The organism is Streptomyces sp. 71268 (genome assembly GCF_029392895.1).
Taxonomy (GTDB): domain Bacteria; phylum Actinomycetota; class Actinomycetes; order Streptomycetales; family Streptomycetaceae; genus Streptomyces.
This window is the reverse complement of the sequence record NZ_CP114200.1, coordinates 3463549-3488227: the sequence shown is the minus strand read 5'-3', so window position 1 is coordinate 3488227 and position 24679 is coordinate 3463549. Positions and strand designations below refer to the sequence as shown.

General features: G+C 72.4%; 22 protein-coding genes and 3 tRNA genes. 17 read left to right on the top strand and 8 right to left on the bottom strand.

Annotated elements, in window-relative coordinates:
* The first annotated feature begins 131 nt into the window (after positions 1-131).
* The 6 genes from nuoK to OYE22_RS13170 all read left to right on the top strand — a co-directional run bounded on the left by nuoK (position 132) and on the right by OYE22_RS13170 (position 7868).
* Positions 132-530 carry an NADH-quinone oxidoreductase subunit NuoK gene (nuoK, locus tag OYE22_RS13195; protein WP_176163466.1) on the top strand — a complete coding sequence of 133 codons (399 nt, stop codon included), beginning with the start codon at positions 132-134 and terminating at the stop codon, positions 528-530.
* A complete protein-coding gene (locus OYE22_RS13190) occupies positions 527-2539 on the top strand; it encodes an NADH-quinone oxidoreductase subunit L (RefSeq protein WP_277320589.1) in 2013 nt (670 codons plus the stop codon). The genes nuoK and OYE22_RS13190 overlap by 4 nt, the downstream gene beginning before the upstream one ends.
* Before the next feature lie 217 nt (positions 2540-2756).
* Positions 2757-4643, top strand: a complete 1887-nt coding sequence (locus tag OYE22_RS13185) for an NADH-quinone oxidoreductase subunit M (RefSeq protein ID WP_277324113.1) — start codon at positions 2757-2759, stop codon at positions 4641-4643.
* Entirely contained in the window at positions 4643-6340 is a 1698-nt protein-coding gene (locus OYE22_RS13180) for an NADH-quinone oxidoreductase subunit N (protein WP_277320588.1), read from the top strand. The genes OYE22_RS13185 and OYE22_RS13180 overlap by 1 nt, the downstream gene beginning before the upstream one ends.
* A gap of 273 nt (positions 6341-6613) precedes the next feature.
* Positions 6614-7471 carry a zinc metalloprotease HtpX gene (htpX, locus tag OYE22_RS13175; protein ID WP_277320587.1) on the top strand — a complete coding sequence of 286 codons (858 nt, stop codon included), beginning with the start codon at positions 6614-6616 and terminating at the stop codon, positions 7469-7471.
* Between the two features lie 4 nt (positions 7472-7475).
* A complete protein-coding gene (locus OYE22_RS13170) occupies positions 7476-7868 on the top strand; it encodes a YccF domain-containing protein (protein ID WP_277320586.1) in 393 nt (130 codons plus the stop codon).
* Positions 7869-8279: 411 nt separating this feature from the next.
* On the opposite strand, the gene OYE22_RS13165 is transcribed toward OYE22_RS13170, so the two are convergent.
* Positions 8280-8768 carry a YajQ family cyclic di-GMP-binding protein gene (locus tag OYE22_RS13165; RefSeq protein ID WP_176163472.1) on the bottom strand — a complete coding sequence of 163 codons (489 nt, stop codon included), beginning with the start codon at positions 8766-8768 and terminating at the stop codon, positions 8280-8282.
* Positions 8769-8965: 197 nt separating this feature from the next.
* On the opposite strand from OYE22_RS13165, the gene OYE22_RS13160 reads away from it, so the two are divergent.
* A tRNA-Tyr gene (locus tag OYE22_RS13160) sits at positions 8966-9047 on the top strand.
* Positions 9048-9637: 590 nt separating this feature from the next.
* Here OYE22_RS13160 and OYE22_RS13155 read toward each other — a convergent pair.
* From OYE22_RS13155 to OYE22_RS13145, 3 genes are all read right to left on the bottom strand, one after another.
* Positions 9638-10207 carry a VanZ family protein gene (locus OYE22_RS13155; protein WP_277320585.1) on the bottom strand — a complete coding sequence of 190 codons (570 nt, stop codon included), beginning with the start codon at positions 10205-10207 and terminating at the stop codon, positions 9638-9640.
* An 88-nt stretch (positions 10208-10295) separates the two neighbouring features.
* Positions 10296-10655: a hypothetical protein gene (locus OYE22_RS13150; RefSeq protein WP_277320584.1), complete on the bottom strand. Its 360-nt coding sequence runs from the start codon at positions 10653-10655 to the stop codon at positions 10296-10298.
* A 768-nt stretch (positions 10656-11423) separates the two neighbouring features.
* Positions 11424-12086 carry an NAD(P)H-binding protein gene (locus OYE22_RS13145; protein WP_277320583.1) on the bottom strand — a complete coding sequence of 221 codons (663 nt, stop codon included), beginning with the start codon at positions 12084-12086 and terminating at the stop codon, positions 11424-11426.
* 580 nt (positions 12087-12666) lie between these two features.
* Between OYE22_RS13145 and OYE22_RS13140 the strand changes: the two genes are divergently transcribed.
* A complete protein-coding gene (locus OYE22_RS13140) occupies positions 12667-13668 on the top strand; it encodes a hypothetical protein (protein WP_277320582.1) in 1002 nt (333 codons plus the stop codon).
* A 111-nt stretch (positions 13669-13779) separates the two neighbouring features.
* Here OYE22_RS13140 and OYE22_RS13135 read toward each other — a convergent pair whose 3' ends face one another.
* A complete protein-coding gene (locus tag OYE22_RS13135) occupies positions 13780-15054 on the bottom strand; it encodes an amidohydrolase family protein (protein ID WP_277320581.1) in 1275 nt (424 codons plus the stop codon).
* Between the two features lie 328 nt (positions 15055-15382).
* Here OYE22_RS13135 and OYE22_RS13130 point away from each other — a divergent pair.
* The 8 genes from OYE22_RS13130 (at position 15383) to OYE22_RS13095 (ending at position 20574) form a co-directional block, all read left to right on the top strand.
* Positions 15383-15455 (top strand) — tRNA-Thr (locus tag OYE22_RS13130).
* Between the two features lie 54 nt (positions 15456-15509).
* A tRNA-Met gene (locus OYE22_RS13125) sits at positions 15510-15582 on the top strand.
* Positions 15583-15697: 115 nt separating this feature from the next.
* A complete protein-coding gene (rpmG, locus tag OYE22_RS13120) occupies positions 15698-15862 on the top strand; it encodes a 50S ribosomal protein L33 (RefSeq protein WP_003956487.1) in 165 nt (54 codons plus the stop codon).
* 90 nt (positions 15863-15952) lie between these two features.
* Positions 15953-16405: a MaoC family dehydratase N-terminal domain-containing protein gene (locus OYE22_RS13115; protein WP_277320580.1), complete on the top strand. Its 453-nt coding sequence runs from the start codon at positions 15953-15955 to the stop codon at positions 16403-16405.
* 5 nt (positions 16406-16410) lie between these two features.
* A complete protein-coding gene (locus tag OYE22_RS13110) occupies positions 16411-16845 on the top strand; it encodes a MaoC family dehydratase (protein WP_176163479.1) in 435 nt (144 codons plus the stop codon).
* Positions 16846-17049: 204 nt separating this feature from the next.
* The gene (locus OYE22_RS13105) at positions 17050-17673 is read left to right on the top strand and encodes a TetR/AcrR family transcriptional regulator (protein ID WP_277320579.1); all 624 of its coding nucleotides are present in this window, start codon (positions 17050-17052) and stop codon (positions 17671-17673) included.
* 244 nt (positions 17674-17917) lie between these two features.
* Positions 17918-19372 (top strand): DHA2 family efflux MFS transporter permease subunit, encoded by a 1455-nt coding sequence (locus OYE22_RS13100; protein WP_277320578.1) that lies wholly within the window; start codon positions 17918-17920, stop codon positions 19370-19372.
* A 122-nt stretch (positions 19373-19494) separates the two neighbouring features.
* Positions 19495-20574, top strand: a complete 1080-nt coding sequence (locus OYE22_RS13095; RefSeq protein ID WP_277320577.1) for a UDP-N-acetylmuramate dehydrogenase — start codon at positions 19495-19497, stop codon at positions 20572-20574.
* Between the two features lie 55 nt (positions 20575-20629).
* Here OYE22_RS13095 and OYE22_RS13090 read toward each other — a convergent pair whose 3' ends face one another.
* Positions 20630-21268: an NAD(P)H-binding protein gene (locus OYE22_RS13090; RefSeq protein ID WP_277320576.1), complete on the bottom strand. Its 639-nt coding sequence runs from the start codon at positions 21266-21268 to the stop codon at positions 20630-20632.
* A 139-nt stretch (positions 21269-21407) separates the two neighbouring features.
* Between OYE22_RS13090 and OYE22_RS13085 the strand changes: the two genes are divergently transcribed.
* Positions 21408-21989, top strand: a complete 582-nt coding sequence (locus OYE22_RS13085; RefSeq protein WP_277320575.1) for a TetR/AcrR family transcriptional regulator — start codon at positions 21408-21410, stop codon at positions 21987-21989.
* Positions 21990-22052: 63 nt separating this feature from the next.
* Here OYE22_RS13085 and OYE22_RS13080 read toward each other — a convergent pair whose 3' ends face one another.
* Positions 22053-23123: an adenosine deaminase gene (locus OYE22_RS13080; protein WP_277320574.1), complete on the bottom strand. Its 1071-nt coding sequence runs from the start codon at positions 23121-23123 to the stop codon at positions 22053-22055.
* A 138-nt stretch (positions 23124-23261) separates the two neighbouring features.
* Positions 23262-24497, bottom strand: a complete 1236-nt coding sequence (locus tag OYE22_RS13075) for a pyridoxal phosphate-dependent aminotransferase (protein WP_277320573.1) — start codon at positions 24495-24497, stop codon at positions 23262-23264.
* Between the last annotated feature and the right edge of the window lie 182 nt (positions 24498-24679).

Here is a 24679-nt window from a genome sequence, read left to right as displayed (position 1 = left end):
CCCCGCACCACCGCCCCCGGCGCCGCCGCGACCGAAGCCGCGGTGAGCGGGCCCGCCGTCACCGAGCCCGTCGAACCCGCCAGCTCCGCCGGCGACGACGCTGCCGAGCGCGCCCCCAGGGAGGGCACCTGATGCACCTCGTCTATCCCGCCGTGCTCGCCGCCCTCCTCTTCTGCGTCGGCCTCTACGGCGTACTCGCCCGGCGCAACGCGATCCTGGTCCTGATGTCCGTCGAGCTGATGCTCAACGCCGTCAACCTCAACCTGGTCGCCTTCGACGTCTGGCTCCGCGACACCCTGCACGCGGGCCAGGCGCTCACCCTGTTCACCATCGCCATCGCCGCCGCCGAGATCGGCATCGGCCTGTCCATCGTGCTGCTCGTCTACCGCAACCGTGGCACCTCCGATGTCGACAGGCTGCGCGATCTCGCCGACGTCCCCACCGCTGCCGACAGCATGCCAGGCACCACTGACAATGCCCCCGACGTCGCCGACGGCAAGCGTCTGACCAGCGGAGAGGCCGCCGCGTGACGACCACGACCACCGCCGCCCTCGTCCCCCTGCTGCCCTTCCTGGGCGCCGTCGCGGGCCTGTTGTGCGGCCGCCGCGCCCCCGGCTTCGTCCGGCCGCTGGCCGTGCTGCCCACGCTCGCCGCCGCCGTGCTCGCCGTCGTCGTCGCCGTCCGGCAGGGCGGTGACGCGCCGATCGAGGCGGCCACCAAGCTCACCGACACCGGCTCGATCCCGATCGACCTCGCGCTGCACGTCGACGGCTTCGCCGCGCTCGTCGCCATCCTGGTGGCCACCGTCGCCACCTGCGTACAGAGCTACTCCGTCGGCTACCTGCGCACCGACCCGCGCTACCCCTCGTACGCCGCGCTCGTCTCCCTCTTCACCTCCGTGATGCTGCTCGTCGTCTACTGCGACGACCTGATCGTGCTGCTCGTCGGCTGGGAGGTCATGGGCATCTGCTCGTACTTCCTGGTCGGGCACTACTGGGAGACGGCCGCCGCGCGCTCGGCCTCGCTCAAGGCGTTCCTGGTCACCAAGCTCGGCGACGTGCCGTTCCTGATCGGCATCTTCGCGCTGGCGGCCGACGCCGGGACGTTCCGGATCAGCGAGATCTACGCCGCTCTGACCGGTGGCGGCCACACGCTCGACCACCCGACGGTCATCGCGCTGCTGCTGCTGGCCGGCGTCGCGGGCAAGTCGGCCCAGTTCCCGTTGCACACCTGGCTGCCGGACGCGATGGCCGGCCCGACCCCGGTCTCGGCGCTGATCCACGCCGCGACGATGGTCGCGGCCGGCGTCTACTTCATCGCCCGGCTGCTGCCCGTGTTCGCCGCGTCCGCCGCCGCGCTGGCCGTCCTCGCCGTCATGGCCGCCGTCACGATGGTGGGCTCCGCGCTCGCCGCGCTCGCCCAGGACGACATCAAACGCGTGCTGGCCTACTCGACCGTCGGCCAGCTCGGCTACATGACCGGCGCGCTGGCCGTCGGCGACCGTGGCGCCGCCGTGTTCCACCTGATGTCGCACGGCGCGTTCAAGGCCCTGCTCTTCCTCGGCGCGGGCGTCATCATCCACGCCGCCGGCACCAACTCGCTCGCCGCCATGTCCCGGATGGGCGGCCTCGCGCGTCGCATTCCCGACGCGTACTGGACGATGAGCGTCGCCCTGCTCGCGCTCGCCGCGATCCCGCCCTTCGCCGGCTTCTTCTCCAAGGAGGCGGTGCTCGGCGCCGCCGAGTCCGTCGCCACCGGGCACGGCGCCACCGAGCCCGCGTACGACGTGCCCGGCGCCGTCGGCTGGGTCGTGCTCGTCGCCGGCCTGGTGACGGCCCTGCTCACCGCCGGGTACGCCACCCGGCTGTGGCTCCTCGCCTTCCGCGGCAGCGGACCCGAGGCCCCCGACCACGGCAAACAGCCGCTCGCCATGAACGTCGTGCTCTGGGTCCTGTTCGTACCGGCCGTGGGGCTCGGCGTGGCCACCGGCCACCTCCCGAGCTGGTTCGACGACCACTCGCTCGACCCGACCCTCGCCACCTCCGTGCTCGGCACCGGCTTCGCGCTGGTCGGCGGCATCATGACGTACGCGACCTGGCGGCACACCACCGCGCTCGCCGGCCGGCCCCCGCTCGGCGCCGTCGCCGCGCACCCCCAAGCCGAGCCCGCCGTCTCCGAGGCCGAGGCCATCGCCAGCCACGAGCCCGCCTACGGCAGCATCGCCTCCGCGCCCGACCCGGCCGACCCCGGCCGGCTCCTGCTCGGCCCGCTGCACCGGCACGCGGCGGTCGGCTTCCACCTGGACGCGATCTACGGGGCGGTCTTCGTCCGCCCCGTACGCGCCGCCGCCCGCCTCGTGCGCTTCCTCGACCGCGAGGTCGTCGAGACCTACGTCCGGGGCGCCGCCACCGCGCCCGGGCTGCTGGGCGCGGCCGTCCGCAGGACGCAGACCGGCAACGTCCAGACGTACCTGAGCGCGCTGCTCGCCGGCTCGCTGGTGCTCGTCGTCGCCGTCGTCGTCACCGCGACGGGAGGCTGAACCATGTCGCGTCCCCCGTACGCCGCCACCCCCGAAGCCGCCGGCCGTCACCCGTACGGCGTAGCCATGCCGGGTTCGTCCATCGCGCCGCCCGGACACCGTCCGCTGCCCGGCCCGATCGCGCGCGCCGCACAGCCGGTCGACCGGCCCGGCCCGCTCCGGACCGCCCGCCGCCCGGCCGCCACCCCGAGGAGCCTTTGAGGTGAGTCAGAACGTGATGCAACTCCTCCTCGCGGCCGTCGTCGTCCTCCCCCTGCTCGGCGCGGTCGCCGCGCTGTTGCCCGCCCCGCCCGGACTGCGCGGGCGCGACCCCGAGCAGGCCGTGCTGCGGCACGGCGTCACCGTGACCGGGCTGGTCCTCGCCCTGTCCGTAGCCCTCGCGATCGGCTTCGACTACGACCGGGCCGAGGACATGCAGGCCACCACCGACATCCGGTGGATCCCGGCCCTGGATATCCGCATCCACCTGGGCATCGACGGCATCTCGCTCCCCCTGCTCGTCATGACCGCGCTGCTCACCTTCCTCTGCGCGCTCTACAGCTACTTCCGGATGCCCCCGGGCGGCTCCCCGACGGCGTTCGTGGCGCTGCTCCTGGTCCTGGAGGCCGGCACGCTCGCCACCTTCGCCGTCCTGGACCTGATGCTCTTCTTCCTCGCGTTCGAGATGGTGCTCATCCCGATGTACTTCCTGATCGCCCGCTGGGGCGGCCAGGAGAACACGGCGGGCCCCACCCCCACCGGCCCCGCTGCCCCGGCCGGCAGCGACCGCGAGCGGGCCGCCTGGCGGTTCATCCTCTACACACTGCTCGGTTCCGTCGTCATGCTGCTCGGCCTCCTCCTCATCGGCCTCAAGGGCGGCACCTTCGACATGGTGGCACTCGCCTCTGACAACGGGGCCGGGCTCAGCCACTCCACGCAGGTCATCGCCGTGCTCGCGATCGGTATCGGACTCGCGGTCAAGGCCCCGATGTGGCCGCTGCACAGTTGGCTGCCCGACGCGCACACCGCGGCGCCCACCGTGGGCTCCGTACTCCTGGCCGGCGTGCTGCTGAAGATGGGCACCTACGGCCTGGTCCGCATCGCGCTCCCGATGGCCCCCGACGGCGCGCACACCCTCGCCCCGTACCTCGCGGCGTTCGCCGTCGTCGGCATCCTCTACGGCTCGCTCGCCTGCCTCGCCCTGGCGCTGCCCACCTCGGGCCGCTCCGACACGCTCGGCCCCACCGCGGCGCTGACCCCCGCCCGCCCCAAGGCCGACCTCAAGCGCCTCATCGCCTACTCCTCGGTCGGCCACATGGGCTTCGTCCTCCTCGGCATCGCCACCCTTACGCCGACCGGAGTCAACGGCGCGCTGTTCGCTAACATCGCGCACGGCCTCATCACCGGCCTGCTGTTCTTCCTGGTCGGAGCCCTCAAGGAGCGCTTCGGCAGCACCGACCTCGACCAGCTCGCGGGCGGCGCGCGCGCCTCGGGCGCCGCGCTGTACGGCAGGGCTCCGCGCCTCGGCGGCCTGCTGGCCTTCGGCGCCGTCGCCTCCCTCGGCCTGCCCGGCCTCGCCGGCTTCTGGGGCGAGATGCTGGCCATGTTCGGCGCGTACGAGCCGGCGGACGGCCTCAGCCGCCCCGCCTACCTCACCTTCCTCGCGCTCGCCGGCCTCGGCACCCTGCTGACCGCCGCCTACCTGCTGATCGTCGTGCGGCGCGTGTGCATGGGCGAGCCCGCCGCCGGCGGCGCCCTCGCCACGGCCGGCGCCCCGGCGCCGGACGGCACGCCCGCCACGGCGGTCCCGGCCGCCGTCGGCGCCCCCACGGCGGCGAGCGGCGCGACCCGTACGGCCGCGACCCCGCCAGGCGCCGCGCCCACCGACGCCGCGCCCACCGACACGGCAGCGCCCGACACCGGCTCGCCCGGCCTCGCCTCGCCCGCCGCCGCGGCGACCGTCGGCAGCCCGCGCCGCGATGACGCGATCGCCGACGTACGGGGCCACGAACTCGCCGCCTGGACGCCGCTCGTCGTCCTCACCGTCCTCGCCGGGCTCTGGCCCGCGGCCCTGCTGGGGCTGACCGACCCGGCCGTGCAGCACCTCCTCGGAGGCGGGAGCTGATGAACACCACCGCCGCGAGCGCCGTCCAGTCCATCGACTGGCTGGCCATCGCCCCGCCCACCCTCACCGCCGTCGTCGGCCTCGTCGTGCTGGTCGCCGACCTGTTCCTGGCCGAACGGCGCAAGCCGCTGCTCGGCTGGGTCTCGATCGCCGGGCTCGCCGTCGCCGGACTGTCCCTGCTGCCGCTGCGAGGCGGTGACAAGGCGACGTTCTGCCTGGTCTCCGACGGTGACGTGTGCAGCTACGTCGCCGACGACTTCACCGTCGCCATCCAGCTCCTGGTGCTCGGCGGGGCGCTCCTGACCGCCCTGCTCTCGCTGCACACCGTGGCGGAGCAGAAGCTTCCGGCCGGCGAGTACTGGTTCCTGCTGCTGTCCTCCGCGGCCGGCGCTGCGCTGCTGCCCGCCTCCCGTGACCTGGCCACCCTGGTCATCGCCCTTGAGGTCGCCTCCCTCCCGGCCTTCGCCCTGGTCGGCCTGCGCCGCAACGACCGCCGCTCCTCCGAGGCCGCGCTCAAGTTCTTCCTCTCCTCGGTCGTGGCCACCGCGGTCACGCTGCTCGGCGTGAGTTTCGTCTACGCCACCACCGGCAGCATGCACGTCGCCCGCGTCGCCGACGGCCTCACCCACGTCGACCCGCGCCTGGAGACCCTCGCGCAGACGGGCGTGGCCCTCACCCTGATCGGCTTCGCCTTCAAGACGGCGGCCGTCCCCTTCCACTTCTGGGTCCCCGACACCTACGTCGGCGCTCCGCTGCCGATCGCCGCCTACCTCTCCGTCATCGGCAAGGCCGTCGGCTTCACCGGCCTGATCGTCGTGACCGTCCGCGCCTTCCCCTCCTACGCGGACGTGTGGGGGCCGGCGGCGGCGGTGCTGGCCGCGCTCACCATGACCGTGGGCAACGTGGCCGCGTTGCGTCAGCGCCCCGAGCACGCGCGCAGCGCCGTACGTCTGCTGGCCTGGTCCTCCGTCGGGCAGGCCGGCTATCTGCTGGTCCCCATCGCCGCGGCCGGCTACGCCGACTCCGCCGCCGACGCGGAGCACGCCGTCGGTGCCACGGTCGCCTACGCGCTGATGTACGCCGCGGTCAACCTCGGGGCGTTCGCCGTGGTGGCGCTCGTGGCCCACGTCGCGGGCCGCGCCGGGACCAGCACGGGCCTGCGCCTCACGGACCACCGCTCCCTCTACGCCACCCGCCCGCTGGCCGCCCTCGCGCTCGGCTTCTTCCTGCTCTGCCTGGCCGGGCTGCCGCCGGGCGTGATCGGCCTCTTCGCCAAGGTGGCCGTCTTCTCCGCGGTCGTCGACGCGGGCCTGGGCTGGCTCGCCGTCGTCATGGCGGTCAACGTCGTGATCGCGCTCTACTACTACCTCCAGTGGACGGCCGCCCTCTTCCGCGCGCCCACCCCCGCCGAGGCCCCGGCCACCGCGCCCGCCGGCCCGGCCCCCGGTCAGCCCGCCGCCTCCCGCTCGGACTCCGCCGCGCTGCCCGGGGCGGGCCCGGAAGCCGGCGCGGTCGCGGTGCGCACGGCGGCCCCGGCCGGCGAACGCCCTCGCGCGACGGACGCCACGGCGGACGGTGCCCGGCCCCGGGTCCCCGCCTCGCTGACCGCCACGGTCGCCCTGACCACCGTGCTCGGCGTCGCCCTGTCCGGCGCCCCGCAGCTCGTGCTGCACTTCGCCTCCGGGACCCTCTTCTAACCCCCTCCGCGCCCGTGGCCCACCGCCCCGCCCGGCCCCGCCACCACCCGGCTGACCTGCTGCGATGCCGGCCAGCCGGGCACGCCGTACGCCGAGCGCCCCGTCCGTGGCCCCCGCCGTCAGGCCGCCGCGCCCCGGCGGGGCGGCTGCCCGCGCACCCGGCACAAGGGAACTAGCCCTTCTCATCTGGCGTTGACCAGTGATGGAGGGTCCACTGAAAGCTGGAGAAACCGCGAAAGGGTTCCCCCTGCCGTACCACTTGGAGGGCGTACCGTGCACCGCCGGCACAATGGGCTCAAGACCGCCGTACTCCTCGGGGGACTGTCCGCACTCATCATCGTCATCGGTGGGATGTTCGGCCGCACCGGACTGGTCATCGCCGTCCTCGTAGCGCTCGGCACCAACGCGTACGCGTACTGGAACAGCGACAAGCTGGCCCTGCGGGCGATGCGGGCCCGTCCGGTGAGCGAGTTCGAGGCACCCCAGCTCTACCGCATGGTCCGGGAGCTGTCCACGGCCGCGCGACAGCCGATGCCCCGGCTGTACATCTCGCCCACCGACGCCCCGAACGCCTTCGCCACCGGCCGCAACCCGCGCAACGCGGCCGTGTGCTGCACCGACGGCATCCTCCGGCTGCTGAACGAGCGCGAGCTGCGCGGCGTCATCGGCCACGAGCTGAGCCACGTCTACAACCGCGACATCCTCATCTCCTCCATCGCGGGCGCGCTCGCGAGCGTGGTGATGTTCCTGGTCAACTTCGCGTGGCTGATCCCCATCGGCCGATCCGACGACGACGACGGCCCCGGCTTCCTCGGCATGCTGCTGATCATGCTCCTCGGCCCGCTGGCCGCCTCCGTCATCCAGCTCGCCGTCAGCCGTTCGCGCGAGTACGAGGCGGACGCGTCGGGCGCCCAGCTCACCGGTGACCCGATGGCCCTCGCGAGCGCCCTGCGGAAGCTGGAGGCGGGCACGAAGGCGCTCCCGCTGCCGCCGGAGCCACGGCTGGAGACGGCAAGCCACATGATGATCGCGAACCCCTTCCGCCCGGGCGCCGGCATGGCCAAGCTGTTCTCGACCCACCCACCCATGGCGGAGCGCATCAGCCGCCTCGAGAAAATGGCGGGACACTAACCCGATGAAGACGATCCTGAACGTCATCTGGCTGGTCCTGTCCGGCTTCTGGCTGGCCTGCGCGTACGTCCTGGCGGGCCTGATCCTGTGCATCACGATCATCGGCATCCCCTTCGGCATCGCCTCCTTCCGCATCGCGCGCTTCGCGCTGTGGCCCTTCGGCTACACCGCCGTCGAGCGACGCGACGCCGGCGCCCCGTCATGCGTCGGCAACGTCCTCTGGCTGCTCCTCGCCGGCTGGTGGCTGGCGCTCAGCCACATCGTGACGGGCCTCCTGCTCTGCGTGACGATCATCGGCATCCCGCTGGGCGTGGCCAACTTCAAGCTGATCCCGGTCTCACTGACCCCCCTGGGCCGGGACATCGTCCCGACGAACCAGCCCTTCGCCGCCCGCTGAGCGGCCCCGACCGCTTCCGGGCCGACCTCCTCTGACGGGTACCGGTTCGGCACGCGGCTACGCGCCGGGCGTGCGGCTACGCGCCGGGCGCCGCGACACCCTGCTGGGGCGCGGGCGCGGGCGCTGACGCGGTCCCAGAGGTAGGCGTGGGCGCTGAGGCGGTCTCGGGCTTCGTCTCAGGCCCGGGCCGGCCGTATCGCTCGGGAGCCGGGAGCCGGGAGCCGGGAGCCGGGAGCCGGGGGCAGCCGGCGGGCGCGGGGTGTGGTCGGCGCTCACCCATGGAGTGAGCGCACCGAGCGGACCCGCGCGCCGAACGCACACCGCAGGGGCTCATGCCGCCCGTGCCGGAGGCGCCGGGCTGTCGCGGGTCGAAGTCCGACCGGCGGCAGCCCGGCGACGAAGAAACGCTGGTTACCGGTAGTTCACGAACTGCAGCGCGAAGTCGAGGTCCTTGCCCTTGAGGAGCGCCTGCACGGCCTGCAGGTCGTCGCGGCTCTTGGAAGAGACCCGCAGCTCGTCGCCTTGGACCTGCGCCTTGACGCCCTTCGGGCCCTCGTCGCGGATGATCTTGGCGACCTTCTTGGCGTTGTCCTGCGAGATCCCCTCCTGCAGCGAGGCGAAGATCTTGTACTCCTTGCCGGACGCCTGCGGCTCACCCGCGTCCAGCGCCTTCAGCGAGATCCCACGCTTGACCAGCTTCGTCTCGAAGATGTCGAGAACGGCCTTCACCCGCTCCTCGGCGTTGGCCCGCATCTCGATCTTCTCGCCCGACCAGGCGATCGACGCGTCGACGCCCTTGAAGTCATAGCGCTGCGCGATCTCCTTGGCGGCCTGGTTGAGCGCGTTGTCGACCTCCTGCCGCTCGACCTTCGAGACGATGTCGAAACTGGAGTCGGCCATGTTGAGTTGGCTCCTCGTACGTAGATCCGTCAGGGAAGCGGCCCAGCGGACCGCGCTGCCAGCCTAGCTACCTCGGCCACGCTCCAGCGGCGATCAACCCGGTGGCGGACCACCCCCTGGCATCGGGTATGGTTTATGTCGTTGCCAGGGAGCCCCAAGCAATCTCAGCAAAGGGCGGAATTCTTGGCTACATCCCAGGCGGTGTGCCCGAGTGGCCAATGGGAGCGGACTGTAAATCCGTCGGCTTAGCCTACCCAGGTTCGAATCCTGGCGCCGCCACGCTTTGGGACACGGCCCCTGATCTGCGGAAACGCGGATCGGGGGCCGTTTTTGTTGGGATGGTGAGTGGGCGGGGCGCCTCCCTGCCTCTGCTGCCGACGCGTTCTCGACCGGCGGTTATGGACGGATCTGGACGCGGCGGCGATGGTGAGCCTGTGTTGATCCCGGGCGGGGGCGGACATGTGCGTGTTCCCTGTCGGGTGCTTGGGTGCTTGGGTGCTTGGGTAGCCGGTGTCCCCGTTCGCCCGGCGCCGGGCGTGGGCGGAGAACGGATAACCGCCGCGCCGGTACGCGGCACCCTGTTACGCCTCACTTCGGTCGCGCGGTGGTGGTGACGGTGTCTGTGGTTCCCTCCTGGCGAACTGCTTCTCTTGTCCTCGCTGCTGCGGACGGAGCATTTCGGCAAGGTCGTGACCGTTGAGCGACCATTGAGCGGGGCGCGTTATCGCAGTGGGGCTGCTGCTTGTCCGCCGTGTCGCCAAAGGCAGCGCGATGGCGTGCTCGGAGTCAGCAGGTTCGGTGCTGTGCGCGAACAGGCAGGTTGCGAAATGCGTGTGCTGACCGATGTCTCCCTACGCGAGAGCCCCCCATCAAGCCCGATGTCGTCCCGCCGGAGCGTGAATCCGCACCGCGAAGCGGGAGAAGCGGACGATGAGCGTGCCGATGGCGCCGCCGAGGGTGTTGAAGAGGAGGTCGTCTATGTCGACGGTGCGGCCCGCGGCCATGAGGAATTGTGTGGCTTCGATGGCGGCGCTGGCGAAAAGGCAGGAAGCGATCGCCGAAAGAGCGCCGAGTGAGGGAAAGGAAAACAGCAGAAGCGCCGCCAGGGGTGTGAACATGGCGGCGTTGGCGATCTGGAGGCGCACGATCATGTCGCGCTCTTCGGCGAAGAGGCCGGCGCCGCTGTGGCCGCTGGGCTGCCACATGCCCTCACCGGGAATCCAGGCGATCGCATGGCCGCTGGTGCCCAGCGGCTGCGTGGGGGCCACCGTGGCCACCAGGGTGATGCCGGCCCACAGAAGCAGGAGGGCGCGCGCCGCGCGGGAAGCCCGGTCGTCGTCGCGGGTGAGCCACCAGGCGCCGGCGAGGCACAGTCCCACGGTCGCCGTGAGGAAAAGGGCGATGGTCGCCGGGCTCACGTACAGCACGACCTGCCACATGCGCACTTCCTCGTCGGTTTAGGGCCCTGGTGTGGTGGGCGACGAGGCTGGGCTCCTTGTTTCGGAGGTGCCCAGCCCGTTGAACGGCTCAGGGGCAACGCCACTTGGTGACGTACACCTTGTTCTTGTACTCCATGACGCCGCGAATGCACTCGTCCTTGTTGATCTCGTGTTTCTTGCGTAATTCGGCGACGCCGTTCCTCGTTTTCTTGCTGCCGAACCACAGTTCCCAGGCCGTGATGTCGGAGTTCTTGCGTTGGGATCCGAGCTTGACCTTGATCTCGCCGCCCTGGTGGCGCACGTACCTGACTCTCCAGGTGAAGGTGCCGGTTTTCCCGACCTTTCCGCCCTTGATGCAGAGCGATCCCCTGGAGAGGTCTCCGCAGCCCGCCGGTGTCGCGCTCGCCGGCGGGGCGAGCGTCACCGTGCCGCCAAGGATGGCCGCCAAGGCTATGGATATTCCGAGTGGGCGTTCAGCGTGCATCTCCCCTCCCATTCGAATTGCCGTTTCGATATGCGCGGGGGCGGCCCTGGTGGGCCTTTATTACGCTACCAACTGGATACGGTCCATGTGGGAGATAAACGCGCCAAAGGTGCGTAAATGGGCGCTTCGCATGACGTATCGATTCTTCTTGTGTCGAAAAAGAACGCCATGTGAGCCGCTACGGGCGGGGCTGGCGACGGGCCCGCCGTCCCATCAGGGGCGGAGCCGTCGCGGATCGCCGCAGGGCGGCGGCGCGGGCTCGGACCGCTTGCCAACGGTGGCAAGGCCGCGAGCGCGCCACGCCCGTCGTCGCCGGCGCGGTGGTGGCCGGGGTCGGGACGCGAAGGGGGGCCGACTTCGCGGGCTGTGCCAGGTCGCGTTCGGCTCAGGCGTCACGCCCGTATCGCGGGCCACCCCGGCCCGCCCCGTGCGCCCAAGGCGTCCCATCTGGCCCAGCGACACCGCGTGGACTCGCACGTACCAGCGGCCCGGGCGCCACCGCGGGCACCACCAGGCTGCCTGGGCGACGCCGACCCGGACGGCTCGCGACGGGCGGCGCACCGTGTGGGGCGTGTCCGATAACGCCTTGGAAACCTTCCACGGGACCGGACGAGCGCCGGACCAGGAGCGGACCGGACCAGGAGCGGACTGGGCCGGGGCCGGACCGGGCCGGGGCCGGACCGGGCTGTGGTCAGGCCGGGCCGGCGTGCGGGCCCCGGCCCGGCCACTCGGTCAGCGTGCGGCCGCCGCCCGCACGGCCTCCGCGATCGGGGTGGTGCCGCCGATGAGTTCCAGGGTCCGGCCCGCGGTGGCCGGCTCGTCGAGGAGGGCGGCCAGGACCGCGGCCACGTCCTGCCGGGTGACCTCCGCCCGGCCCGTGGACTCGGCGAGGGTGACCAGGTCGGTGCCGGGGTCGTCGGTGAGGCGGCCGGGGCGCAGGATGGTCCAGTCGAGCGCGGAGCGGGCGCGGACGTCGGCGTCGGCCGCGCCCTTGGCGCGCAGGTACGCCGCGAAGACCGGGTCGGTGTCCGCGCTCGGCTCCCGGTCGGCGCCCATCGCGGAGACCACGATGAAGCGGCGTACGCCGGCGCGCTCGGCCGCGTCCGCGAACAGGACCGCGGCCGCGTGGTCCACCGTCTGCTTGCGGTCCACGCCGCTGCCAGGACCGGCTCCGGCAGCGAAGACCGCCGCGTCCGCGTCCTCCAGGTGCTGGGCCACCTCGGGGAGCGAGGCGTGCTCCAGGTCGCACACGACGGGCTCCGCGCCCGCCGCCAGCAGGTCACCCGCCTGCTCCGGCCTGCGGATGATCCCCGCGACCTCATCCCCGCGCCCGGCGAGCAGCCGCTCAAGCCGGAGCGCGATCTGACCATGTCCACCAGCGATGACAATGCGCATGCCCTCGACCGTACGCGGGAGCGGCGTGCAACCATCGGCGCCACTCACGCGTCTCTTATCCGTCCCTGACCGGTTGTCGTGGATGTGTCCGTTCGCCGTGGCACGCCGGTCGCGGGGCACGGACGCAGAGTTGGGCGGACGCGGCACTCCGGCACGGCATGCGGCACGGTGCGTACGGCACCGGCCCGAGCCGAAGTCAGGGGGTGAGCATCGCGCACGGTGACCGTTATCCGGGGGTCAACGGCCCGCCGGGTACGTACCATCTGTGCGTCAGTGGCCTCGCGGTGAGGGCGCGGCGGTGCGGGGACGCACCGGCTCGCCGGCCCGGGGCACGTCATGATCCACGCGAAAACAGCCGTGGTCACCAAGGGGAGCGCGGGGGAGGGGCAGCCTCGCTCGTGCCGCCACGCAAGAGGAGCTTGCCATTACCGCCATCCGTAAGTCCCTGGTCGCTGTCGGCTGCACGGTCGCCCTCGCAGCCGGTTCCACTGCCTGCGGTAGCGAGGAAAACCTTTCCGCAGGGCAGCGCCTTTCGCGTGCCACCGACAATCTCGGTGAGCGGGACGCGATCTCCGTGCAGATGTCCTTCGACGCCACGCCCGAGAAGATGCGGCTGTTCGCCGAGGATGCGGACGACCCGATGCCGCCCGAGGTGGCCGAATTCCTGTCCAAGATGAAGGTGACGTTCTCCGCGAAGTCCGACAAGCCCCTGGAGGAGTCCGGGGAGAAGGACATGACGAGCAGCCAGCTCAAGATATCGGGCCCCGGCGGAGACGTGGCCGAGTACCGGTTGGTGGACAAGACCGCGTACTACCGGCTGGACCTGCAGCAGTTCGCCAAGCTCAGCGGCGAGTCCATGCCCTCGGCGGACGAGCTGAAGGGCCAGCTCCCCAAGGGCTTCGAGGCCGGTGAGGCGCTTCTCACCGGGAAGTGGATCAAAATCGAGGCAGCCGACCTCGAGAACCTCCGGCGCGACATGACGGACATGGCGAAGTCCGAGGGCGGGGCCGACGCGCCCACCGACGACCCCACCCTGAGCGCGGAAACCAGCAAGAAGCTGCTGAATTCCATTCGGAACGCCTTCGCGGGCCAGGTCACCACCAAGGAGGCCGGCCGTAAGGACGGCGCCGACCACGTGTTGGCCACGGTGCCGGTACGGCCGCTGATGACGGCCATCGTGAACGGGCTGCGGCCGATCGCGAAGGAGCTGCCCGGCGGCGAGAAGGAACTGCCGACCGAGAAGGACCTGAAGGACGTTCCCAACAACAAGGTCACGGTCGATTTCGCGGTCAAGGGCAGCGAACTCAGCGGCGCCACCGTGGACCTGACCGAATTTGACACCAAGCTCAAGAAGAAGCTGGCCGGTCAGGGTGACGGAAAGCTGCCGATGAACCTGTCGTTCGACGAGCCCGTCGAGGCCAGCGCCCCGACCGACGCCGTCAAGGTGGACGTCAAGCAGCTCATGATGGGCCTCGGGTCCCTCTTCACCGGCGGCCTGGACCAGGAGGACGCGGCCGGCGCCACCGACGACCCGTTCGGCGGCGACGGCTCCCTGGACGAGAGCTTCGCGGGCCTGGAGTAACCGTTAGCTCAACCCGCCCGGCAGGGGCGCCCGCCACGCGCGGGCGCCCCTGCCGGCGTTTCGGGAGACGCGTCTCGCGCCGGCGTAGCCTCGGGGCGCGCCGCGCGGCGGCTAGCTCCGGGGCGGTTGGCGGCCGTCGCCCTGTGTCGTACGCGCCTGGCGGGGCAGGTCGAGCGCGACCACGGCGGCCGAGTCGCAGTACTCGCGCACCGCGCTGGTCCGCGCCACCACCCGGCCCCGGTGCACCACGAGGCGGCTGTACGCGAGCGAGAGGGCGCCGGCCACGCTCTCGCCGCGCACGGCCAGCAGCTCCGCGGGGAACCCCGCCTCCACCCGCACCTCCGGCAGCCCCATGGCCTCCCTGGCCCGGCCGCTGATCGCCTCGTACGCCTCGTCCGGGGTCAGCCCCTCGCGCGAGGCGAGCAGGAAGCCGGCCTCCAGCGGGTCGCCGCGCCCCACCGGGTTGGCCGTGTCGCGCAGGGCGCCGCTGCCCGCGGCGACGCGTACGCCGGCGGCGCGCAACAGCCGCACCGGGGCGCACGGCGAGACCGGCGAGCGCCGTTCCTCCAGCGCGCCGCACTCGGCCTGTGGCAGCGCGCACACCGTGATCCCGGCCGCGGCGAGCTGGTCGGCCGCCCGCGTGGCGAGCTGGCGCGGCAGCCGGGCGAGGCCGCCGCACGGGCCGAGCGTGACGCCCGGACGCAGCCCGCCGGCCATCGCCGCGAAGCGGGCGAGCAGGGCCGGATCGTCCCCGTCCAGGTGCAGGTCGACGGCGCAGCCGTGCTCGGCGGCCAACGCAAGGACGGCCTCCACGTGGCCGGTCGGGTCGGGGTCGAGGTCGGGGCAGCCGCCGATGACACCGGCGCCCATCTTGACCGCGTCCCGCAGCATCGCGAGCCCCTCGGCGCCGGCGATGCCGGTCAGCGTGCGCGGCATGGCCACCGCCGAGACGTCGATGAGCCCGCTCAGCGCCCTGCGGGCGAGCAGCACCGCCTCCAGGGCGCCGAGCCCCGGCACGTCCCCGACGCGCACGTGGGTGCGCAGCGCGGTCGCGCCGTGGCCGAGTTGCAGCAGCGCGGCCTCGGTGGTGCGGCGCTGGACGTCGTCGGGTGCGTACGCGGTGGGACCGTCCGCGTCGGCGGTGAGGGCGAGGTCACAGTGGGCGTGCGGTTCGGCGGGGGCGGGCAGCAGGAGGTAGCCGCTGAGGTCGACGCGGGCTCCGGGGGCGAGGCTGCCCGCGGTGCCCACCGCGTCGACGCGACCGCCGCTGAGCCGTACGTCGACGGTGCGCCCGTCCGCGAGCCGGGCGCCGCTGAGCAGCAGCGCGGTCGCGTCGGATGCCGCGCCGTCGTTTCTCGGGGGCTGCTGCGGCTGGCTGTCGGGCATCGCGCTCCTGTGAGTGGCGAGAAGTGCGGGCTGGGGGAGGGGCCGTGACCTGCGGCGTCCGGCGGCTGGACGGCCACGGAGCGGGCCGGGGGCGGGTGCTGGTTCCGGGCGGGAGCCAGCGCGGGCGACGGGGCGTGCGCGGGCGCGCGGGGGCGCGCTGCGCCAAGATCACTCGGTGCGCTCCGAGCCTAGGGCGCGGCCGGGACCGCTTCGAGGAGGAGCCGAATAGTCGTACCGGTGTGGTGCCGGGGGCGTCCGCCAGCCGCCACAAGGCGGGTGGATACGGATTTCACGATCGGCCGCAGAGCGTGTAATGTCTTCATCGCTCGCCCCAATAGCTCAGTCGGCAGAGCGTCTCCATGGTAAGGAGAAGGTCTACGGTTCGATTCCGTATTGGGGCTCTGATGTGTGAGGTTGCCTACCCGAGATAATCGGGTAGGTGCCACTCGCATCACAGCGGTGTAGCTCAGTCGGTAGAGCAAGCGGCTCATAATCGCTGTGTCACCGGTTCAAGTCCGGTCACCGCTACTGACAGTAGCCGATTGTGGGGTCGGTCCTTCGATCGGCTACTCTTTTCTGCGTTCATCCATCCGTCCCCTCGGGCTGATCCCCTGGGGCGGCCCCACGTTCAAGGAGCACTCACGTGGCTGCCACCGACGTCCGCCCGAAGATCACGCTGGCCTGCGTGGAGTGCAAGGAGCGGAACTACATCACCAAGAAGAACCGGCGTAACAACCCGGACCGTCTTGAGATGAAGAAGCACTGCCCTCGTTGCAACTCGCACACCGCGCACCGCGAGACGCGATAATTCAGGCTCGTTCACGAGGCCGCTCCCAGCCTGGGGGCGGCCTCGTGGCGTTCTACGTAAAGATCACGACAGTCGCAGGAGGTGCGAGCGATGCCGCTCGATGAGAGCTACGTCGGACGGGCCTATCCGCCCACCGAGCCGTACGAGGTGGGTCGCGAGAAGATCCGGGAGTTCGCCGAGGCGATCGGGGAGACCAACGGCGTCTACACCGACCCCGAGGCCGCGCGGGCGCTCGGACATCCCGACGTGATCGCCCCGCCGACTTTTGTGTTCTCCATCTCCTATCGCGCGGCGCATCAGGTCATTCACGATCCGCAACTCGGGCTCGACTACAACCGGGTCGTCCACGGCGACCAGGCGTTCAGCTACGTCCGTCCGGTGCGGGCGGGCGACTGCCTGTCGGTCACTTCCACCATTGAGTCGGTCAGAACCATGGCGGGTAACGACATCCTCGTCGTGCGCGGCGACGTGCACGATAAGAGCGGCGAACTCGTGGTGACCGCGCGCACGATGCTCGTGGCCCGTGGCGCTGACGGGAAGTGAGACAGATGACAGCGAAGATTTCGTACGACGAGGTCGAGGTCGGTACCGAACTGCCTGGCCAGTCCTTTCCGGTGACGCGTGAGACCCTCGTGCGCTACGCGGGGGCGTCCGGCGACTTCAATCCGATCCACTGGAACGAGAAGTTCGCCAAGGAGGTCGGGCTGCCCGACGTGATCGCGCACGGCATGTTCACCATGGCCTCCGCGATCCGCGTGGTGACCGACTGGGTCGGGGATCCGGCCGCCGTCGCGGAGTACGGGGTGCGGTTCACCAAGCCCGTCGTCGTGCCGAACGACGACAAGGGCGCGCTCATCGAGGTCAGCGCCAAGATCGGCGCCAAGCTCGACGACGAGGCGCGCACGGTGCGCGTCGACCTCACGGCGGTCAGCAACGACCAGAAGGTCCTGGGGCGCTCCCGCGCCGTCGTGCGCCTCGCCTGATCGCCGCCGGGCCGCCGTCCACCCTGGTCAGGGGCGCGGCGGCCCCGCGCGTCGTTCGGCCCGGCCGGTGGGCCGGGGGCGTGGAGGCGGGGGGCAGGGGCCGGAGTCGGTCTCCCCGGGGGTGCGCGGCGGAGCACGCGGGCGCCGCGTCGCGGCGGCCGCAGTCGCTTGACGGCGGAAGTTATTGAGTAATAACTTATCGGTATGGCGCACTCCACACCCCGTATGAGCGCGGACGAGCGGCGCAGGGTCGCGGTCCGGGTGGCGATGTCGGAGTTCGCCAAGGGTGGGTACTACGGCACCTCGACCGAGGCCATCGCGCGGCGCGTCGGGGTCTCCCAGCCGTACCTGTTCCGGCTCTTCCCCAACAAGCGGGCCCTGTTCAAGGCCGCCGCCGAACTGTGCTTCACGCGGACGACCGAGACCTTCGTACGCGTCGCCGACGGGCTGTACGGCGAGGAGGCGCTGGAGGCGATGGGCAAGGCGTACTCCGAGCTGATCGTCGACCGCGAGCTGCTGCTGATGCAGTTGCAGCTCTACGTCACCGCCGGCGGCTCGGACGACGAGGACGTCGTGGCGTACGTGCGGGAGGGCTGGACGGGCATGTGGGAGACCGTTCGCGAGCTGAGCGGGGCGTCGAGCGAGGAGCTGGACGAGTTCTTCTCCCGCGGGATGCTCATCAACGTGCTCGTGGCGCTGGGCGTCCCGGGGGACAACCAGTGCTGGGCGGCCTTCGACGAGTACAGCAAGGCCGCCGCGACGCAGGCCGTGGCCCGTGGAGCGGCGGATGGCCCGCCGAGCGGTGCCGCGGGAACGGGGTCGCCGTGACCCCGCGCCGGGTGGGCCGTGAGCTGGGCGACCCACGGCCGGCGCCCGTCGGCGTCCGGTAGCCGGCGGCCAGACGTACAGCGGGCGTGGCCCGACAACCGGACGACCAACGACCAGCGCCCCGCGACCGCACAGTCCGCGACCACAACCGACAGCGCGATGACCAGCCGCGCGGCCCCTCGGGGTTCCGCGTTCCCTCATAACCGAGAAACTTAGTAAGTAATAACTAATCTTGGAGCCCGTCATGCTCACGGATCGGCCACCGACCAAAGCCACCGCCGTCTGGACCCTGGTGATCACCAGCATCGCCGGGTTCATGGCGGCGCTGGACAACCTCATCGTCATCACCGCCATCCCCGACATCGGCGAGGACCTCGGGGGCGGCATCGAGGAACTCGAATGGACCGTCAACGCGTACACGCTCAGCTTCGCCGTGCTGCTGATGCTCGGCGCCGCGCTCGGTGACCGCTTCGGGCGTCGGCGCGTGTTCGGCGTGGGCGTCGCCCTGTTCACCGCCTCGTCGGCCGCCGCGGCGCTCTCCTCGGACATCGGCCTGCTGATCGCCTCGCGGGCCGCGCAGGGGGTCGGCGCGGCGCTGCTGATGCCGCTCAGCCTCACCCTGCTCACGGCGGCCGTGCCGGCGGAGCGGCGCGGCATGGCGTACGGGATCTGGGGCGCCGTCAACGGGCTTGCCGTCGCCTCCGGGCCGCCGATCGGCGGCGCGGTGGTCGAACACATCTCCTGGCAGTGGATCTTCTGGCTGAACGTGCCCATCGGCGTCGCCCTGCTGCCGCTGGCCCGGCTGCGGCTGGTCGAGAGCCGTGGCCCGGCCGACCGGCTGGACGTCGTCGGCACCGTGCTGGCCAGCCTCGGCCTCCTCGGCATCACCTTCGCGCTGATCCAGGGCAACATCGACGGTTGGACGAGCGCGCCGGTACTGGCCGGCTTCGGCCTCGGCGCGGCCCTGCTGGTGGCCTTCGTCCGCTGGGAGCTGCACACCGACGCGCCGATGCTGCCGATGCGACTCTTCCGCTCCCGCGCGTTCAGCACGGTCAACGCGGCGGGGCTGCTGATGTACCTCGGCATGTTCGGCTCGATCTTCCTGCTCACCCAGTTCCTCCAGCTCATCCAGGGCTACTCGCCGCTGGAGGCGGGGGTGCGGATGCTGCCGTGGACCGCGATGCCGATGATCGTCGCGCCGCTGGCCGGCGCCCTCTCCGACCGGATCGACGGCCGGCTGATCGTCGCCACCGGGCTCGCGCTGATGGCGGTGGGCATCGGCTGGCAGGCGGCCATCGCCGAGCCCGGCCTCTCGTACGCCGCCCAGGTCGCGCCCTTCGCGATCAGCGGCGTGGGCATGGCCCTGTTCTTCGCGCCGGTCTCGGCCCTGGTGATGAACTCCGTAAGCCCCGCCGAGCAGGGCATCGCCTCGGGCGCGAGCAACGCCCTGCGGGAGATCGGCGGCACGCTCGGCGTGGCCCTGCTCGCCTCCGTCTTCAGCGCGCGCGGCGGCTACGGGGCGCCCCGCGAGTTCACCGACGGCCTCACCCCCGCGCTGTGGGTGGGCGGCGGCGCGCTGGCGCTCGCGGCGGTCCTGGTCCTGCTGGCCCCGCGCCAACGCCCCGCCGGGTCGGTCGCGGGGGGCGGGGCGCCCGCGCTGGTCGAGCCCGGGCCGGCGCGACACTCCGCGCCGGTGTAGCCGGGGCTCGTGCGGCCAGGGCGGCGCCGGCGCGCGGCCGGGCGGTCGGACCCGGTGCGGGCCCGGCCGCCGGGCCGCCCGCCCTGCGCCGAGTGTCCGTGGCGTTCCGTACGCTTGTGCCCGTGCAGGAACTCCATGACGCCCCCCTCGCCCCGCTGACCACCTTCCGGCTCGGTGGCCCCGCCACCCGCCTGGTGACGGCCACCACCGACGCCGAGGTGATCGCCGCCGTCCGCGAGGCCGACGCCACGGGCACGCCGCTGCTGCTCGTCGGCGGCGGCAGCAACCTGGTCATCTCCGACAAGGGCTTCGACGGCACCGCGCTGCGCATCGCCACCACCGGCCTCACCCTCGAACCGGCGGGCCCCGAGTCAGGCGGCGGCGCCCACCTGGAGTTGGCGGCGGGCGAGAACTGGTCGGCCGCCGTGGCCCGCACGGTCGAGGCCGGGTACGCGGGGATCGAGTGCCTGGCGGGCATCCCGGGCTCCGCCGGCGCCACCCCGATCCAGAACGTGGGGGCGTACGGGCAGGAGGTCTCCTCGGTCATCACCGAGGTCGTGGCGTACGACCGACAGGCCGACGAGGTGGTCACGATCCCGCGCGCGGAGTGCGGCTTCTCCTACCGGCACAGCCGCTTCAAGCAGCACCCGGACCGGCACGTGGTGCTGCGGGTGCGGTTCGCGCTGGAGGACGCGGGCGGCCTCTCGGCGCCGCTGAGGTACGCCGAGACGGCGCGGGCGCTCGGGGTGGAGCCGGGCGACCGGGTGCCGGTGGGCGCCGCCCGCGAGACCGTGCTGCGACTGCGGGCGGGCAAGGGCATGGTGCTCGACCCCGAGGACCACGACACCTGGTCGGCGGGCTCCTTCTTCACCAACCCGATCCTCGACGAGGCCGAGCACGCCGCGTTCCTGACCCGGGTCGCCGAGCGGCTCGGCCCGGACGTGCTCCCGCCGGCCTACCCCGCCGGCGACGGGCGCACCAAGACGTCCGCGGCCTGGCTGATCGACAAGGCCGGCTTCACCAAGGGGTACGGGCAGGGCGCGGCCCGCATCTCCACCAAGCACACGCTGGCGCTGACCAACCGGGGCGCGGCCACCACCGAGGACCTGCTCGCGCTGGCCCGCGAGGTGGTCGCCGGCGTCCGCGCCGCCTTCGGGGTCACGCTGGTCAACGAGCCGGTCATGGTCGGCGTCGAGCTGTAGCCGACCGGGCGGGCCGGCGCTCTGCCCGTGGCGCCCAGGCGCTGGGGGAGCGCGGCTAGTAGGCCACGCCCACGTACTGCCGCACGGCCCGTGGGTCGTCGAGCAGCGCCAGCATCGCGTGGGCCAGGTCGGCGCGGGCGAGGGAGCGGCCGTCGCGGACGCCGGCACCCAGCGCCGTGCGGTACGTGCCGGTCAGCGGCCGGTCGACCAGCCGGGGCGGGCGCACAAGCGTCCAGTCCGTGTCCGAGGCGGCGACGACCCGCTCCATGACCGCCAGGTCCGCGTAGATCTTCCGGAACGCCGCCCTGACCAGCGGCCACACCACCGCCCGGCCCAGCAGCGCCTCGCCCTGGGGGACCTCGCCGACCGGGGCCGCGCTGATCGCGACCAGCCGGCGTACGTCACCGGCCGCCATGGCCCGCACGATGCCACGGGTCGCCGCCGACGCGATGCCCGCCTGCTTGTTGGTGGGCGCGCCGACGGCCGAGAGCACCGCGTCCCGCCCCGCGACGGCGGGCACGAGCGCCTGCTCGTCCGTGAGGTCGGGGGCCGTGACGACGGTCAGCTCCGGGTGGGTCACCGCGAGCCGGGCCGGGTCCCTGACCACGGCCGTGACCTGGTGGCCCGCGTCCAGGGCCTGTCGTACCAGGAGGCGGCCGGTGCCACCGGTCGCGCCGAACACCGTGAGTCGCATGGCTCCCCCTCAGAGGTGGGTAAGTGTTCACTCACCTCTAGGGTGAGTAACCACTCACGGCTGCGTCAAGTCGCGCCGGAGAACCAAGCCGAAGCCGACGCGGCGCGCGCGACGTCGCCACGCCACCAGGGAGCCCCGCATGACCCCCACCCGGGCCCGGATCCTCGACGCCGCCGAACGGCTGCTGCGCACCATCGGCCTGGCCCGCGCCACTACCAAGGAGATCGCCCGCGCGGCGGGCTGCTCGGAGGCGGCCCTCTACAAGCACTTCCGCAACAAGGAGGACATCTTCGTACGCGTCCTGGAGGAGCGGCTGCCCAAGCTCGGCCCGCTGCTCGCCGAGCTGACCGAGCGCCCGGGCGAGCGCGACATCACCGATAATTTGACCGAAATCGCCCGCAGGGCCGCCGAGTTCTACGCCTCAAGCGTTCCGATCATCGCGGCCCTGTACGCCGAGCCCACCCTGCTCAAGCGGCACAACGAGGGGCTGCGCGAGATCAACGCGGGCCCGCGCCGGCCGCTGGACGCCCTCGCCCGCTACCTGCGCGCCGAGCGCGCGGCCGGCCGCCTGCGCCCCGACGCCGACTGCGACAGCGCCGCCGCGCTCCTGCTCGGCGCCTGCTGCCAGCGCGCGTTCCTGCTCAGCACGGACGAGAGCGAACCCCCGCTCGCGGAGTTCGCCGCCGACCTCGCCCGTACGGTGCTGCGCGGCATCGGCTGACGGCGCGCGCCCCGGGGGCGATCCGCCACCCGGCCGCGCACCTCGCGCGCTCCGCGCGCCCCGCTACGCCGCCGCCAGCCAGGCGTCGATCTCCGCGATCAACCCGTCGCGCACCGGCGTCGGCGCGGCCGAGCCACGGACCGACTGCCGGGCCAGCTCTGCCAGCTCCGCGTCGGTGAACCCGTGGTGCGTGCGGGCCAGCTCGTACTGGGCGGCGAGCCGGGACCCGAACAGCAGCGGGTCGTCCGCGCCTAGCGCCATCGGTACCCCGGCCTCGAACAACGCCCGCAACGGCACGTCCTCCGCCTTGTCGTAGACGCCGAGCGCCACGTTCGACGCCGGGCACACCTCACAGGTGACCTGCCGGTCGGCCAGCCGGCGCAGCAACCGCGGGTCCTCGGCCGCCCGTACGCCGTGCCCCACCCGGGCCGCGCGCAGGTCGTCCAGGCAGTCGCGGACGCTGCTGGGCCCGGCCAACTCGCCGCCGTGCGGCGCTGCCAGCAGGCCGCCCTCGCGGGCGATGGCGAACGCCCGGTCGAAGTCGCGGGCGAAACCGCGCCGTTCGTCGTTGGAGAGCCCGAAGCCCACGATGCCGCGGTCGGCGTAGCGCACCGCGAGCCGGGCCAGGGTGCGCGCGTCCAGCGGGTGCTTCATGCGGTTGGCGGCCACCAGCACCCGCATCCCCAGACCCGTGTCGCGCGCGGCGCGGTCCACCGCGTCCAAGATGATCTCCAGCGCCGGGATCAGCCCGCCGAGCCGCGGGGCGTACGAGGTCGGATCGACCTGGATCTCCAGCCAGCGGGAGCCGTCCCGCACGTCCTCCTCGGCCGCCTCGCGCACCAACCGCTGGATGTCCTCCGGCTCCCGCAGGCACGAGCGCGCGATGTCGTACAGGCGCTGGAAGCGGAACCAGCCTCGCTCGTCGGTCGCGCGCAGCTTGGGCGGCTCGCCGCTGCTGAGCGCCTCCGGTAGGTGAACGCCGTACTTGTCGGCCAGTTCGATGAGCGTGTCCGAACGCATCGAGCCGGTGAAGTGCAGATGCAGGTGGGCCTTGGGCAGCAGCCGCAGGTTTCGTCCGGTGGGCGCGTCGGTGGCACGCCCACCGGGAGAGGCGGAGGCGGGGAAGTGCAACATCCCCAGATCTTGCCGTATGCCCGACGCGCCCGGAAGCCGGATTCCCCGATCGGCTCGGCCCCGCACACGCGGACGGGCGCCCGGCCCGCGCCGGACGCCCGTCCTCCCGCATCGGCCGCGGCGCGGCCGAACACACCGTCAGCGGGCCTCCGCCAGCAGCTTCTGCATCCGGCCCACGCCCTCGGCCAGGTCCTCGTCGCCCAGCGCGTAGGACAGCCGCAGGTAGCCCGGGGTGCCGAACGCCTCACCCGGCACGACCGCCACCTCGACCTCCTCCAGGATCAACTCGGCCAGCTCCACCGACGTGGCGGGCCGCTTGCCGCGGATCTCCTTGCCGAGCAGGCCCTTCACCGACGGGTACGCGTAGAACGCGCCCTCGGGGACGGGGCACTCGACGCCCTCGATCTCGTTCAGCATCCGCACGATCGTCTTGCGCCGCCGGTCGAACGCCTCACGCATCGCCGCCACCGCGTCCAGCTCGCCGGAGACCGCCGCGAGGGCCGCCCGCTGCGCCACGTTGGACACGTTGGAGGTGGCGTGCGACTGGAGGTTGGTCGCGGCCTTGACGACGTCCTTGGGACCGATGACCCAGCCCACCCGCCAACCGGTCATCGCGTACGTCTTGGCCACGCCGTTGACCACGACGCACTTGTCGCGCAGCTCGGGCACGACCACCGGCAGCGAGTGGAACTCGGCGTCCCCGTAGACCAGGTGCTCGTAGATCTCGTCGGTCAGCACCCACAGGCCGTGCTCGACGGCCCAGCGGCCCACGGCCTCGACCTGCTCACGCGAGTACACGGCGCCGGTCGGGTTCGAGGGGGAGACGAAGAGCACGACCTTGGTCCGGTCGGTGCGCGCGGCCTCGAGCTGCTCGACGGAGACCCGGTACCCCGTCGTCTCGTCCGCGACCACCGGCACCGGCACGCCGCCCGCGAGCCGGATCGACTCGGGGTAGGTGGTCCAGTACGGAGCGGGGACGATGACCTCGTCGCCCGGGTCGAGGATGGCGGCGAACGCCTCGTAGATCGCCTGCTTGCCACCGTTGGTGATCAGCACCTGGGACGCCTCGACCTCGTAGCCCGAGTCGCGCAGCGTCTTGGCGGCGATGGCGGCCTTCAGCTCGGGCAGCCCACCGGCCGGCGTGTAGCGGTGGTTCTTCGGGTCGCGGCAGGCCTCCACCGCGGCCTCGACGATGTAGTCGGGCGTCGGGAAGTCCGGCTCGCCCGCGCCGAATCCGATCACCGGACGCCCGGCGGCCTTAAGGGCCTTGGCCTTGGCGTCGACGGCGAGGGTGGCGGACTCGGAGATCGAACCGACCCGGGTCGATACCCGGCGGTCGGTGGGGGCGGTCTCTTGCGGAGTAGCAGCGGTCATGTCTGCATCGTCGCAGACCGCCAGGGCGAGCGGCACAGGGGTTTGCGAGCTGGACGCGGGGCCGCCGCGTGGTCGCCGCGCAGCCGAACGTTCGACGGTTGGCCGTTCAGCACGTACACTCATGCGTCGTCGGGTCCCAACAACCGCGTCCGCTCACGCACTCCGTGCAGCCGGCCGGATGC